This window comes from Rahnella sp. ATs2, assembly GCF_051851855.1.
Classification (GTDB): domain Bacteria; phylum Pseudomonadota; class Gammaproteobacteria; order Enterobacterales; family Enterobacteriaceae; genus Rahnella; species Rahnella variigena.
Window position 1 is genome coordinate 1 of record NZ_JBLYPL010000029.1, and the last position, 13,803, is coordinate 13,803.

The following is a 13,803-nucleotide window of genomic DNA, read 5'->3' on the forward strand; positions in this document are numbered from 1 at the left end:
CAAACTCTTCAATTAAAAGTTCGATTTGCTTAAACAAGTTAAGCAGTGCTCAGAGATTACTTCGTAATAATTCAACTAAATGAATTACTGCTTGGTCACTCTAAGACTTGACATTACTGTCAATAAATATTTTGCCATCGAAGTGGCTGATATCGTCTTGTGAGTGCCCACACAGATTGTCTGATAAATTGTTAAAGAGCATGCCGCAGTTCGCAAGGAATCTTATGCGGCGCGGGAGGCGTATATTACGTTTTCCCGCTGAAGAGTCAAGAGATTATTCATTCGAACTTTCTACTTTTTCTCTTCCTGTCCGAGCGACTTGTCAGTCGTTGTTCCCGGTCAGTGGAGGCGCATTATAGGGAGTTCTCAGAAGGCCGCAACCCCTAAAATACAAATAATTTACTGACCGCTGAATCTTTCATCAAATGGTGTTTAAAGCGGCAATTCCTGGATACTTCTGAAGCCATATGACTGTAAAACAGGCAGCAAACTTTGCGCCTCCGCGGTCATCGCCATGCAGTAGGCGACACTCTCTATTTCAACACCGGCTTTTTTTTCTGGAATAGCGAAGTGAGAAGTCTCAATTAACCAGTGCGCGCGTCTGGCAATCGCAGAACCGGAGTCGATCATACGCGTGCCGTCTGGCAAAACCTGTGACAGCTCTTGCGAAAGCAGCGGGAAATGCGTGCAACCTAATACCACGGTATCCGGTGGTTCACGTAAACGCAGCCACGGATGCAAGATTTTCTTCAATACAGCCAGTGAAACCTCTTCGCCATGCAGCTTTGCTTCCGCCAGCTCAACCAGCTCCGCCGAGCCCAGCATCAGAATCTGACAATCCGTCGCAAAGCGTGCGACCAGATCATGCGTATAAGGACGCTGTACCGTCGCGCGCGTCGCCAGCAATCCGACCACACCATTACGCGTTAATTTAGCAGCGGGCTTAATCGCAGGGACAACCCCGACAACGGGGCAACTAAATTTGGCGCGTAATGCAGGGAGGGAGACGGTGCTCGCGGTGTTACAGGCGATGACAATAATAGAGAGGGGATGGCGTTTCGCGACAGCGGTGACAATCTCCACCACGCGCTCAACGATAAACTCTTCGGATTTCTCGCCGTAGGGGAAAGCCACATTATCGAAGGCATATATATAGTGCAGGTCCGGCAACATCTGCCGGACCTCATCATACACCGACAACCCGCCGACACCGGAATCGAAAACCAGCACCGTCGGGCGGTCAGGAACTTGTGTTGTATCAGAAGGTATAGCTTCCAGAGAGGTAGTACTCACGTCCTGGTGTGGCATAGCCATAAGCCGTCTCGTAATCTTTATCAAACAAGTTGGCAATTCTACCACGAACTGTCAGGTGTGAGGTCACAGGATATGATGCCGCGAGATCCCACAAACTGACGCCGCCCAGTTTAACGGTCTGATAAGGATAGGTTCCGTAGTCGGTATCGTAACGCTGTCCCAGATACTGATAGTTGATCGACCAGTCAATGTCAGCGATGTCCCAGTCAATCTGGTATTTAGCCTGCTGCTTGGCACGACGGGTCAGAATTTCGTTGGTTGTCGCATCACGAGGGTCGAGATATTCCAGAGTAATCTTGTGCTGCAACGGGCCGGTATCAAAGGAACCCGTCCATTCAACGCCTTTGATGGTCGCTTTGCCGATGTTGTAATAATTGCTGGTCGAGTCGTTGTAAGAGATCATCTGATCGATGTCATTACGATAGACGGACAAGCGCCAGTCCAGCGGCCCCGTCAGGCCTTCAAGCCCGCCTTCCCATTGCTTACTCTCTTCCGGTTTCAGATCGGGATTACCATAGTAATCACTGTAGAGCTGACTCAGGTTCGGCGATTTATAAGCTGTACCGTAGGAGGCAATCAGGCGATAGCCATCGATAAACTCCCACGCGGCGCTGCTCTGCCAGGTGGTGTGCTGACCAAACTGGGAGTTGTCGTCGCTGCGCACCGCGCCTTCCAGTGTGAAATCGCTGATTTTTTGCTGCGTGGTCAGATACACGCCGGTATTGTGCTGATCATAGCCATCGGCAAGATAGCTGGTACCCGGCTCGGTAGTCAGTTTCTGCCAGTCCAGACCTGCGCTGACTTCCCCTTTCCATATCTGGAACGTATTACCCCATTGCACGTTGTACTGATCGGAATCGTCCAGGGAAGCGGAGGCGTCATACGGGCCATATTTCGGATCGTAGTTATAGTCTTTGACGTGGCTGTAGCTGCCGATGAGCTGCGTGGCATAAATGCCGTTCTGATAACGCAGACCTGTGTCATATGTCCGGCTGTAAAGCTGGCGGGTATCAATCAGTGCGCTGCCCGGCGAATAATACGCATCATAAGCCGTGCGGTTGTCATATCCGTAGGCGCGCGCAAAGCCGCTGATCTCTTCATTGAACTGGTGTTGCAGCGCCAGATACAGCGTCTTGCTCATGAAGCCGTCGCGGTCGGCCTGAGGAACGCCGTCGTTATTGCCGTCAGCGACCACGTCAATCCCGCGGGTGTAGGTGTAATCCCCTGCTGCCGTCAGCGTGGTGTTCTCACCTAATTTCTGCTGCGTTGAGCCGTTGTAGTTCTGATAGCCGTGTGAGCCGATACCCGCGCCGAGCGTTGTGCCGTCTTTGTCGCGTGTCGTAATAATATTAATGACGCCGCCGATGGCATCCGAGCCATAAACCGCCGAACGCGGGCCGCGAATAAATTCAATGCGCTGAACTAATGAAAGAGGGATCTGGCTGATATCTACTGATCCGGAAATACCCGCCTGATTGAGACGCACACCATCCATCAGGACCAATGTGTGGCTGGAGCTGGTACCGCGAACATATACAGAGGTCAGTTGCCCCATTCCGCCGCTCTGGCTGATATCCACGCCAGGTAAACGACGCAACACATCGGCCACGGATTTTGACTGCCACCGGTCGATATCTTCACGCGTGACGATATCCGTCGGCGCTAATACAGAAGAAACGGGCTGTGGAAAACGGTTAGCGGTAACGACCATATTATCGCTGCTGTTTGTGGAAGTGCTGTCTTGCGCCCACCCTGAAAAAGCCGTGACGGATAATGCCGTCAGCAGCACGTGCTTTTTAATTGTCATGAATCGAGCATCCAAACTTAATTGGCGGATGCCGCAGAGGATCACCGGCGGTAATTCGCGACGACGATGATTAATGCGACGTAACATCGGCAGGTCTTCGGACTTAGGATTTGCAGGCTGATTAATTACACCGTAATTAATTGAAATTACCCGCACCGGGCGATGACTTCCCATCTCCTCTTTCTTCTTTCCTATATAAGGAGAGAAGGAAGAAACAGTGTCTGCATAATAAAGAATGCTATCGCCGTGATTTCCCCATACCGCTGCGCGCCAGTTCCGGATTCACACCGGATTCCCTTTTAACTCAGTCAATGAGGCCGAAGCGCAATCGTACGATCAACCTATTTGGAAATCCAGACATCCGTAATAGCCAGTAAGCTTTCACGATATAAATGTAACAATGGTGGACTTAACGGAGACATTCCCTACAATCCCCCGCTAAGTTTGTCCATTCATTCCCTGTTAGACGAGATAACCGATGACGCCTGAAAACCTGCCCATTGAACAGTACGACGACCAGCTGGCGGAAAAGACCGCACGTCTCACGGCGATGATGTCGCCATTTAATGCGCCGCAGCCTGACGTTTTCCGTTCTCCTGTCAGCCATTATCGTATGCGCGCGGAATTTCGCGTCTGGCACGATGAGGGCGACCTGTACCACATCATGTTTGATCAGCAGACCAAAGCCCGCGTGCGCGTGGACCAGTTTCCGACCGCCAGCGAACTGATTAACCGTCTGATGCCGGTGCTGATTTCGGCTATTAAGCAAGATCCGGCATTGCGCCGTAAGATCTTCCAGATCGACTATCTGTCGACCCGCAGCGGCAAAATCATCGCCTCGCTGCTTTACCATCGTAAGCTTGATGACGAATGGCAGCAGGCCGCAACCGCCCTGCGTGACCAGCTGCGTGCTGATGGTTTTGATATTCAGCTGATTGGCCGTGCCGCGAAAACCAAAATCATGCTCGACCAGGATTATGTTGATGAAGTTCTGCCGGTCGCGGGCCGCGATATGATTTATCGTCAGGTGGAAAACAGCTTCACTCAGCCAAACGCCGAGATGAATATTCAGATGCTGGAATGGGCACTGAAGGCCACGGAAAACTCGACCGGTGATTTACTGGAACTTTACTGCGGTAACGGCAACTTCTCGCTGGCTCTGGCACGTAACTTCCGCCGCGTGCTGGCGACCGAAATCGCCAAACCTTCTGTCGCCGCCGCGCAATACAACATTGCCGCGAACCACATTGATAACGTGCAGATTATCCGCATGGCAGCCGAAGATTTCACACAGGCGCTGAATGGCGTGCGTGAATTCCGCCGTTTGCAGGATGTCGATTTAAGCGGATACGAGTGCAACACCATTTTTGTCGATCCACCGCGCAGCGGGCTGGATGATGAAACGGTGAAAATGGTGGCAGGCTATGACCGTATTCTTTATATCTCCTGCAATCCGGATACGCTGTGTGCGAATCTGGAAACCCTGAGCAAAACGCACCGCATCACGCGTCTGGCTTTGTTTGATCAGTTCCCGTATACGCACCATATGGAATCTGGTGTGCTGCTGGAAAAAATCTGACAGCGGATGGAAAAACAAAAAAGGGCACCTTTTGAGTGCCCGTTTTTATTTCAGTCCGTTGTCCACGATATTACAACACGATATTACAAATAGACCCGCAGATATTCTGACAGACACAGGATCGCCATCGCCTGCCCGTAAGGCATAGATGTCAGGGCGATTTCACGGTAGAAATCGAGATCATTGCCCATCGCCGTGCCGAATGAGGTTTGCGTCAGTTCACCGGCCGGATTGATATGCTTGATCACACCCTGAATGGCTTTCTCCGCCACCGGCGCATAAGACGCATCGATATAACGTTTACGTACCGCTTTCAGGATGCCGTAGGCAAAACCAGCGGTCGCCGAACTTTCCAGATAAGAGTGCGGATCGTCGAGCAGCGTATGCCATAAACCGCTGTCATCCTGACATTTCGCCAGCGCACTGACCTGACTTTCCAGCACCTGCAATAAATAGCGGCGTGTTGCGTTGTTTTCAGGTAAATCTACCAGTTCGAGGAATTCCGGAATAGCAATCGTCAGCCAACTGTTACCGCGCGCCCAGCGAGCCTGGGCAAAGTTATGATGCCCGTCAAACGTCCAGCCGTGGAACCACAGGCCGGTTTCGCGATCCATCAGGTACTGCACGTGCATCAGGAACTGATACGTCGCTTCTTCAACAAATTCCGGGCGATCCATTAATTTGCCGATTTTCGCCAGCGGCAGCACGCTCATCATCAGCGTGTCGTCCCACATTTGCTGATGATTTTCGTTGTTATAAACGATGTGCTGCATCGCACCTTTATCAGTGCGCGGCATTTCATACATCACCCATTCAGCCCAGCGCTCCAGATAAGGGCGCCATGCTGCATTGCCGGTTTCCTCATAACGATAAGCCAGCGTCAGGAACGGACTCATGGTATTGACGTTTTTGGTCGGCGTGCCTTCCGCCAGACGTGCGGTAAACCAGTCGTCGATCACCGCCCGCATTTTTTCGTCGCCGGTCTGCTGATAATACTGATAGATACCGTAAAGCCCGATGCCGTGCGTCCATTCCCAGCCCGCCCAGCCTTTGGTATCAATTACGCGGCCATCGTCGAGGCGTAACAAGAATTCACCGGTTTTATCTTCGATATTCACCAGATTGTCAGTCACGTTGTGGATCAGCGATTTCAGTTCGTTGCGTGAAATGAAATGTTCCGGCTGTCGCAGCAAAGCACTGTGTTTAACTTCAAAAACTTTCATGGGGTTCTCCTGTGAATTCAAAATTTATAAACGTCCCTGGACCGGCATTTCAGCAGTATTTTCGCGGGTCAGCTTTTCGGGTGGCGGATTATTGCGATGCAGATAACCGATGTTGTTATTGCCCCACAGAGATTCGTATTTCATCCCTGTCAGCATTTCGACCGTTGCGCGGTCTTCCGGTGTAATTTGTTCCGGCACGATGCGGTTGGCATCACGCATTTTTTGCGTTTCGCGGGTCAGCACGCCGTGCGTTTTCTGATTCAGGCGGAAGAATAAAGAGATCATGAAACCCATGCTGAGCATCAGCAATGACCCGATCACCAGTACACCAAGAATCGTATGACCGACCGCCGGTACCTGCTGGCTTTGCCCGGAAACAAATCCGGCGAGTTGCAGAATGATCCCCACCAGCATGACTGCGCCCGCCTGAGACGCTTTGCGGGTCAGCGTCATCACCCCGGCAAAAATCCCTTCGCGGCGCTGACCGGTAATGGTTTCATCGACATCAGCAATATAGGTATAGATATTCCACGGTACGTAGTTGATCCCGCCGCGTCCCAGACCGGCCAGCGCGGAAATCAGCAACAGTAATGACATCGAATCATTCATGCCGGTGAAATACAGCACACCGTAGGAAATGGTCGCCAGCCCGAACAGCGTAACGGCCAGACGATAAGACGGCGCAGGGCCGAAGCGGATGCACAACGGGATCATGCCGATCACCGCCACGAATTGCAGAATCGCCATCATGCCCATCAGATTGGAAGCAATCGCTGCGCTTTGCATCAGCACGAACACCACGTAATAGGTGAACACGGCGTTAAACACATCCTGCGCGATATACCCGCCAAGGTACAAACCCAGATGCTGGCGGAAAATTTTGATTCGTAACGTGGAAGATAACTCGACTTTCAGGCGTTTCAGGCTTTGTGCCAGCGTCAGTTGCTGACGCTCGCGTTCAATTTTCTTCGTGGCTTCCGATTTGAGTTCTTCCGGACGTTCCCAGGTAAAGAAATAGACCAGCGTCAGGACGAAGGCGCAAATCACCGCAAAGACCAGACTCGAGTAGAAGAAGGAAATGGCGTTATCTTTGCCGAAATGCTGCAACAAAATGCCCGGCAGGAACGCCGCCAGAATCGCAGAAAGCTGCGCCAGCGCGATACGTGCGCCAGAGAATTTGGTCTTCTGTTTAAAGTCATCGGTCATTTCAGGTACCAGTGTTTCATATGGCACCAGAATCATGGTGTAGACGATATCGAACAGCAAATAAGTCAGCAGATAGTAGACGTATCCCATGTCGCCCACCCACATAAAGCTGTAGCTGAACACACAGGGTATACCGAGCAGAATGAAGAACTTACGCCGGCCAAACCGTTTGCCTAGCCAGGTGTTACCGAAGTTATCAGTGAGATACCCCATCAGCGGGCTCAGTACCGCATCGGCGACGCGCGCAGTAGCAAAAATAAAGGTCGCTTCGATGGGCGAAAGGCCGCAAAAGGTGGTGTAGAAATAAAGCAGCCATGCTGCCGTCAGAGCGGTGGTGCCTGCCCCCAGAAAATCGCCAGAACCGTAGGCGATGTAATTAAAGAATCCAATTTTACGTGTTTTCATTGCCGTGTTGCCTCTGTTAAATCACCTATAGGCGTAGGCTGAATGCGAACGAAAATGTATCGTCCGGCCATGATTCAAATTAACGAGGAGCAGGAATGAAAACCTTTTGGTTTTTGCCACTCAAAGCCACTTTATGGCAATGAAATAAAGAAGTGGGCGATCAATCTCTAAATATTGAACATGGGTTTGATATTAATGAAATGACAGTTCATTAAATGAATGAGGGGGATGAAAAATAAAAAAAGGCAATCCACAGATTGCCCTTTATGCATGGCGGGGAAAAGTCTTACTGTAACGTGGATTTTCGCTTTTTCAGCTTCAGGCCTATCCAGAACACCAGCGCGACACTGATCAGCGACGGCACGAAATTAGAACCCAGTTCAGGGTATTCCGCCCGGACAATGGTGCTGTACAGCACCAAGCCCAGCAGGAAACAGGCTGCCGCCAGAACCGGTAATCCTTTCGGCATTTCGCCACGGTGGTAACGCACGTGCAGGCAGTACACCGCCAACACCAGAGAAATAATCGGGAAGATCGAAAACGTTACGACAGAACTGAATAACGCATCGAAAGTGCCATTAATCGACAGCCCGGCAATCAGAGCCAAAACCAGAGTGCCATTATCCTGGTTCGGTTGTTCGGTCATCTTCTTTACCTCAGGTCTTATTATTGATGGAAGTCACAGCCGTACGTTCCTGTTGACGGCGATACCAGTAATACGCGCCTTTGGAGATCATCCGCAGTTGCAGCACCAGCCGTTCTTCCAGCTGACGGCGTTGAGCGATATCCACATCCAGCGCTTCCGCACCGGCGTTGAAAACGATGATCACCATGGCTTCAGCCTGCGCTTCGGTAAAACTGCGCGGCATATGGTTTTCGAGTTGCAGATAATCGGCAAGTTCCGCAATAAAATGCTGAATTTCACGGGCGACGGCGGCACGGAATGCCGAAGACGTGCCGGAGCGTTCACGCAGCAGCAAACGGAATGCGTTGGGATTATTACCGATGAATTCCATAAAGGTGGAAACGGACGTGCGGATCACGCTGCCGCCTTTGGCAATACGCTGACGTGCCTGGCGCATCAGCTGGCGCAGCATCAGGCCGCTTTCATCCACCATGGTCAGGCCCAGCTCATCCACATCGCGAAAATGCCGGTAAAAGGATGTGGGTGCAATACCTGCCTCGCGGGAAACTTCACGCAAACTCAGACTGGCAAAGCTGCGCTCGGCACTGAGCTGGCTAAAAGCCGCCTCAATCAGCGAACGACGCGTGCGCTCTTTTTGTTGTGCTCTTACGCCCATAACCTTCATCCGGATAGTATTCTTCTTTTTGATTATTCGCCCGTTACCGATTCACTATACCAAAATTTTTGACGGGCGGAGCCAAAGATACCACAGCATAAAGTGGGTCAGAATGTTGCTGCTTTACCATTAAATGACAACCGCTTGTGGGGTAAACAGGTGTAATATGTTACTTTCTCGTTGTGATTTTGTATAAAAATAGGTTTCGAACTATGCCACAGCACTCACATTTTGATGCCATTATCATTGGCTCAGGCCCTGGCGGAGAAGGCGCCGCGATGGGACTGGTTAAACAAGGCGCCCGGGTTGCTGTCATCGAACGCTATAACAACGTCGGTGGCGGATGTACTCACTGGGGCACCATCCCTTCCAAAGCACTGCGCCACGCCGTCAGCAGAATCATCGAATTTAACCAGAACCCGCTCTACAGTGATAACTCACGCACCATGAGTTCAAGCTTCCCGGACATTCTGCGTCACGCCGATTCAGTTATTAATCAGCAGACCCGTATGCGTCAGGGTTTCTATGAAAGAAACCAGTGCCAGTTGTTCTCCGGCGATGCCAGCTTTGTGGATGCCAACACCGTCAGCATCCGCTACGCCGATAACACACACGAACAAATCACCGCTGACAATATCGTCATTGCCTGCGGTTCGCGTCCTTACCGCCCTGCTAATGTCGATTTTGGTCACCCGCGCATTTATGACAGCGACCTGATCCTCGAACTGAGCCATGAACCGCGCCATGTGATTATTTACGGTGCGGGTGTGATCGGCTGCGAATATGCGTCGATCTTCCGTGGTCTTAACGTCAAAGTGGACTTAATCAACACCCGTGACCGCCTGCTGTCTTTCCTCGATCAGGAAATGTCAGACGCCCTTTCTTATCACTTCTGGAACAACGGTGTGGTTATCCGCCACAACGAAGAATTCGAGATGATCGAAGGCGTGGAAGACGGTGTGATCATGCACCTCAAATCCGGTAAAAAAGTGAAAGCCGACGCGCTGTTGTACGCCAACGGACGCACCGGTAACACCGATCAGCTGGGTCTGGAGAATATTGGTCTTGAAGCGGACAGCCGCGGTCTGCTGAAAGTGAACAGCATGTACCAGACGGCGCTGTCGCATATTTATGCGGTCGGCGATGTGATTGGTTACCCAAGTCTGGCATCCGCCGCTTATGATCAGGGCCGTATTGCCGCGCAGGCAATGATTCAGGGAGAAGCCAAAGTCCACCTGATCGAAAACATTCCGACCGGTATCTACACCATCCCTGAAATCAGTTCCGTCGGTAAAACCGAGCAGGAACTGACAGCGATGAAAGTGCCATACGAAGTGGGTCGCGCGCAGTTCAAACATCTGGCACGCGCACAAATTGCCGGAATGAACGTGGGCAGTCTGAAGCTCCTGTTCCACCGTGATACCAAAGAAATTCTGGGGATCCACTGCTTTGGTGAACGCGCTGCCGAGATTATTCACATCGGCCAGGCCATCATGGAACAGAAAGGTGAAGGGAATACTATCGAGTATTTCGTTAATACCACCTTCAACTATCCGACCATGGCAGAGGCCTATCGCGTTGCGGCACTGAACGGATTAAACCGCCTGTTTTAAGACTGCGGTTCGGTCCATATAAGGCTGCATGTGCTCTTTAATGGCTTCGGCCAGTTGTTCGTAACGCCCGCGCAGTGGCGAACCGGGACGATATACCAGCGCGATGGTGCGTCGCGGTTCCGGTTTGTCACAGGTCAGGTACGTCACTCCGTCACGGCTGCGCTCATTAGGCACGGCCAGTGATGGCAGCAATGTGATCCCGCTCCCCGCCGCCACCATATTACGCAGTGTTTCCAGACTGGTTGCGCGGAAATGGGTATCTTCATCTGCGCCCGCCTGGAAGCAAAAACCGAGTGCCTGATCGCGCAGACAGTGCCCGTCTTCCAGCATCAGCAGTTTCTCACCGGCCAGATCGGCCATCGCCACGCGATCGCGTGATGCCCACGGATGATCGTCATAGATCGCCAGTTTCATCGGCTCATCAAACAGCGGCACTTCAATAAACGCTTCGCTTTCTTTCACCAGCGCCAGAATCGCGCAATCGAGCTTTCCGCTGTCGAGCTGCGCCAGCAACTGATGGGTTTGCGCTTCGTGCAGATACATTTCCAGTTTAGGAAACGTCTTGTGCAGTGAAGGAATAATTTGCGGCAACAGATAAGGTCCGACGGTCGGGATGAGCCCGATGTGCATCGGCCCGGACATCGCTTCACCCTGCTGACTCGCCATCTCTTTAAGTACTTTCACTTCACGCAGCACTGTGCGCGCCTGATCGACCAGCAGTAAACCCGCTTGGGTAAACAGCACCTTACGGCTGGTTCTTTCCAGCAACATCACACCCAGCTCGTCTTCCAGTTTGCGGATCTGTCCGCTTAACGTTGGCTGGCTGACATGGCATGAGTCTGCGGCGCGACGAAAATGGCGGAACTCTGCCAGTGCCACCAGATACTCTAAATCACGGATGTTCATTTTTTCCTCCAGTCCCTAAAAGGCAATGCGATAGCCGGTAACGATAGATAAGATAGCAATCAACGATTATATCTATCAACCTTTATCGTTAATAATGCCTTCCAACGAAACGGCAATGCCGAAAATACTTTCTATTTGATTGATTAATTAAGAGGTTATTCATGTTTGCAAGCCAGGAAGGGAAACACGTACCGCAAGTTACTTTTCACACCCGCCAGGGCGACCAGTGGGTAGATCTCAGCAGCGATGAGCTGTTTAAAAATAAAACAGTGATTGTTTTTTCACTGCCGGGCGCATTTACCCCGACCTGTTCTTCGAGCCATCTGCCACGTTACAACGAACTGGCACCGGTGTTTAAAAGCCACGGCGTTGACAGCATTCTGTGCGTTTCCGTGAATGACACCTTCGTGATGAACGCGTGGAAAGCTGAACAGAACGCGTCCAACATCACTTTCATCCCGGACGGCAACGGTGAATTCACCAAAGGGATGGACATGCTGGTCGAAAAAGCCGATTTAGGTTTCGGCCCGCGCTCATGGCGTTATTCCATGCTGGTGCGTAACGGCGTGGTCGAGAAAATGTTCGTCGAGCCAAACAAACCGGGCGACCCGTTTGAAGTGTCTGATGCCGACACCATGCTGAAATACCTGGCACCTGAATTTAAAGTGCAGGAATCCGTGTCTGTGTTCACCAAACCGGGCTGTCCGTTCTGTGCGAAAGCCAAACAAATGTTGCAGGAACGCGGCATTCAGTACGAAGAAATTGTATTAGGTAAAGATGCAACGACTGTCAGTCTGCGCGCCGTGACGGGCCGGGCGACAGTGCCGCAAGTCTTTATCGGTGGACGCCACATCGGGGGAAGTGACGACCTGGAGGTTTACCTCCATTCAGAAACAGAAGACCTGTGTGAAGTCGCACAATAATCTTCGATAAGAAACAGCTGTAAGAAGTAAGACAAGAAATCCCTGCATTACCAACAAAAAGAAGCAAAGTAAGACTACGTGAACGTTGGCGGATCTCTGATCCGCCTTTTTTTATTTTACGCTAAACGCGCTTTCGCATCGGCAATCGCCTGGGCAACCTGCTGCGGAGAAACACCCCCTTTGGCGGCACGTTTGTCGAGACAGGATTGCAGCTCGAGAATGGCGTAAACGTCATCGCCAATCACAGAGCTGAATTTCTGCAAATCCGCCAGCGGCAATTCTTCCAGCGCTTTGCCTTGATTAATGGCTTCGACAACCGCTTCACCGACAATATGGTGCGCTTCACGGAACGGCACGCCTTTGGCAACCAGATAATCGGCCAGCTCGGTAGAGTTGGCGTAACCTTGCTGCGCGGCCTCTTTCGCACGCGGGCGTTTCACCTGAATACCATCCAGCACCAGAGAAGCCATGTTCAGGCAATCCATCCAGGTGTCGAGCGCGTCGAACAACCCTTCTTTGTCTTCCTGCATGTCTTTGTTATACGCCAGCGGCAGGCCTTTCATGGTCATCATCATGCCGGTCAGTGCGCCCTGCACACGACCACATTTGCCACGGATCAGCTCCAGCGCGTCCGGGTTTTTCTTCTGCGGCATCAGGGAAGAACCGGAAGTCACGCGGTCGGATAAATCGATAAACGCCGCTTCACCGGTATTGAAGAAGATCAGGTCTTCGGCAAAACGGGAAAGGTGAACCATGCTGATAGCCGCGTTAGACAGCAGTTCAAGCACGTGGTCGCGGTCAGACACGCTGTCGAGGCTGTTACGGGTCGCTGAAGCAAAACCTAACCAGCCTGCCAGCTGTTCGCGGTCCATCGGATAGGCAGTACCGGCCAGAGCGCCACAACCCAGCGGGCTGACGTCCAGACGAGTCAGGGTATCTTTCAGGCGGCTTTCATCACGCGCCAGCATTTCGACATACGCCATGCACCAGTGCGCAAAGGTCACCGGCTGAGCGCGTTGCAGGTGGGTGTAACCCGGCATCACGGCATCCTGATTGGCTTCGGCCGTCGCGACCAGCGCCTGCTGCAAGTGATGTAATGCCTCGCCCAGTTCAACCACTTGCGCTTTGCACCACAGTTTGATGTCGGTCGCGACCTGATCGTTACGGCTGCGGCCGGTATGCAGTTTTTTACCGAGGTTGCCCACTTTGTCGATAAGCTTGCCTTCGACCCAGCTGTGAATGTCTTCAGCGTCGCTGGCTAAAATAGCGCGGGGATTGGCACGGACTTCTTCCAGCAATACGGTCAGGGCTTCTTCCAGCTGGATTTGCTCATCGGCTGTTAATACGTTCACAGTCACCAGCGCTTTGGACCAGGCCACGGAACCTACGATGTCCTGCTCTGCCAGCCGGTAATCGAAACGCAGTGAGTCATTGAGTTCTTTAAACCGCTGATCTGCTGCCTGAGTAAAACGTCCGCCCCAAAGTGCCATTTTCCTGCTCCTGAATTTATTATGCAAAAGGGCGCA

11 protein-coding genes and 1 riboswitch are annotated in these 13,803 nt (G+C 51.9%); of the genes, 3 read left to right on the top strand and 8 right to left on the bottom strand.

Translation table 11 applies throughout. The features are described 5' to 3' along the window. Nucleotides 1-432: 432 nt before the first annotated feature. On the bottom strand, nt 433-1,314 hold the full coding sequence (murI, locus tag ACJY2G_RS22870) for a glutamate racemase (protein ID WP_430320865.1): 882 nt from the start codon (nt 1,312-1,314) through the stop codon (nt 433-435). After that, complete coding sequence (btuB, locus tag ACJY2G_RS22875) at nt 1,259-3,121, bottom strand: TonB-dependent vitamin B12 receptor BtuB (protein ID WP_430320874.1); 1,863 nt, start codon at nt 3,119-3,121, stop codon at nt 1,259-1,261. The genes murI and btuB overlap by 56 nt, the downstream gene beginning before the upstream one ends. A 71-nt stretch (nt 3,122-3,192) precedes the next feature. Beyond that, a riboswitch (cobalamin riboswitch) is annotated at nt 3,193-3,458 on the bottom strand. A gap of 141 nt (nt 3,459-3,599) precedes the next feature. Between btuB and trmA the strand changes: the two genes are divergently transcribed. Next, on the top strand, nt 3,600-4,700 hold the full coding sequence (gene trmA, locus ACJY2G_RS22880) for a tRNA (uridine(54)-C5)-methyltransferase TrmA (RefSeq protein ID WP_430320866.1): 1,101 nt from the start codon (nt 3,600-3,602) through the stop codon (nt 4,698-4,700). Between the two features lie 83 nt (nt 4,701-4,783). Here the strand turns inward: trmA and bglB are convergent, their stop codons facing one another. The 4 genes from bglB to fabR all read right to left on the bottom strand — a co-directional run bounded on the left by bglB (nt 4,784) and on the right by fabR (nt 8,835). Next, the gene (gene bglB / locus ACJY2G_RS22885; RefSeq protein WP_430320867.1) at nt 4,784-5,923 is read right to left on the bottom strand and encodes a beta-galactosidase BglB; all 1,140 of its coding nucleotides are present in this window, start codon (nt 5,921-5,923) and stop codon (nt 4,784-4,786) included. 24 nt (nt 5,924-5,947) lie between these two features. Further along, nucleotides 5,948-7,534: an MFS transporter gene (locus ACJY2G_RS22890; RefSeq protein WP_112289363.1), complete on the bottom strand. Its 1,587-nt coding sequence runs from the start codon at nt 7,532-7,534 to the stop codon at nt 5,948-5,950. A gap of 286 nt (nt 7,535-7,820) precedes the next feature. Next, nucleotides 7,821-8,180 carry a YijD family membrane protein gene (locus tag ACJY2G_RS22895; protein WP_113877606.1) on the bottom strand — a complete coding sequence of 120 codons (360 nt, stop codon included), beginning with the start codon at nt 8,178-8,180 and terminating at the stop codon, nt 7,821-7,823. Nucleotides 8,181-8,190: 10 nt separating this feature from the next. After that, nucleotides 8,191-8,835, bottom strand: a complete 645-nt coding sequence (gene fabR, locus ACJY2G_RS22900; RefSeq protein WP_120163782.1) for an HTH-type transcriptional repressor FabR — start codon at nt 8,833-8,835, stop codon at nt 8,191-8,193. Between the two features lie 212 nt (nt 8,836-9,047). Here fabR and sthA point away from each other — a divergent pair, with 212 nt between their 5' ends. Continuing rightward, nucleotides 9,048-10,448 carry a Si-specific NAD(P)(+) transhydrogenase gene (gene sthA / locus ACJY2G_RS22905; protein WP_112289360.1) on the top strand — a complete coding sequence of 467 codons (1,401 nt, stop codon included), beginning with the start codon at nt 9,048-9,050 and terminating at the stop codon, nt 10,446-10,448. On the opposite strand, the gene oxyR is transcribed toward sthA, so the two are convergent. Further along, nucleotides 10,431-11,354, bottom strand: coding sequence for a DNA-binding transcriptional regulator OxyR (oxyR, locus tag ACJY2G_RS22910; RefSeq protein WP_112289359.1), 924 nt, complete (start codon nt 11,352-11,354; stop codon nt 10,431-10,433). The genes sthA and oxyR overlap by 18 nt on opposite strands. 161 nt (nt 11,355-11,515) lie before the next feature. On the opposite strand from oxyR, the gene ACJY2G_RS22915 reads away from it, so the two are divergent. Next, nucleotides 11,516-12,277, top strand: a complete 762-nt coding sequence (locus ACJY2G_RS22915) for a glutathione peroxidase (protein ID WP_112289358.1) — start codon at nt 11,516-11,518, stop codon at nt 12,275-12,277. Nucleotides 12,278-12,393: 116 nt separating this feature from the next. On the opposite strand, the gene argH is transcribed toward ACJY2G_RS22915, so the two are convergent. Next, on the bottom strand, nt 12,394-13,767 hold the full coding sequence (gene argH / locus ACJY2G_RS22920; protein ID WP_113877610.1) for an argininosuccinate lyase: 1,374 nt from the start codon (nt 13,765-13,767) through the stop codon (nt 12,394-12,396). Nucleotides 13,768-13,803: the final 36 nt, after the last annotated feature.

Bases quoted from the DNA above. Each gene is read 5' to 3' on its own strand.
- murI (WP_430320865.1), bottom strand. From the start codon at position 1,314: ATGGCTATGCCACACCAGGACGTGAGTACTACCTCTCTGGAAGCTATA.
- btuB (WP_430320874.1), bottom strand. From the start codon at position 3,121: ATGACAATTAAAAAGCACGTGCTGCTGACGGCATTATCCGTCACGGCT.
- trmA (WP_430320866.1), top strand. From the start codon at position 3,600: ATGACGCCTGAAAACCTGCCCATTGAACAGTACGACGACCAGCTGGCG.
- bglB (WP_430320867.1), bottom strand. From the start codon at position 5,923: ATGAAAGTTTTTGAAGTTAAACACAGTGCTTTGCTGCGACAGCCGGAA.
- ACJY2G_RS22890 (WP_112289363.1), bottom strand. From the start codon at position 7,534: ATGAAAACACGTAAAATTGGATTCTTTAATTACATCGCCTACGGTTCT.
- ACJY2G_RS22895 (WP_113877606.1), bottom strand. From the start codon at position 8,180: ATGACCGAACAACCGAACCAGGATAATGGCACTCTGGTTTTGGCTCTG.
- fabR (WP_120163782.1), bottom strand. From the start codon at position 8,835: ATGGGCGTAAGAGCACAACAAAAAGAGCGCACGCGTCGTTCGCTGATT.
- sthA (WP_112289360.1), top strand. From the start codon at position 9,048: ATGCCACAGCACTCACATTTTGATGCCATTATCATTGGCTCAGGCCCT.
- oxyR (WP_112289359.1), bottom strand. From the start codon at position 11,354: ATGAACATCCGTGATTTAGAGTATCTGGTGGCACTGGCAGAGTTCCGC.
- ACJY2G_RS22915 (WP_112289358.1), top strand. From the start codon at position 11,516: ATGTTTGCAAGCCAGGAAGGGAAACACGTACCGCAAGTTACTTTTCAC.
- argH (WP_113877610.1), bottom strand. From the start codon at position 13,767: ATGGCACTTTGGGGCGGACGTTTTACTCAGGCAGCAGATCAGCGGTTT.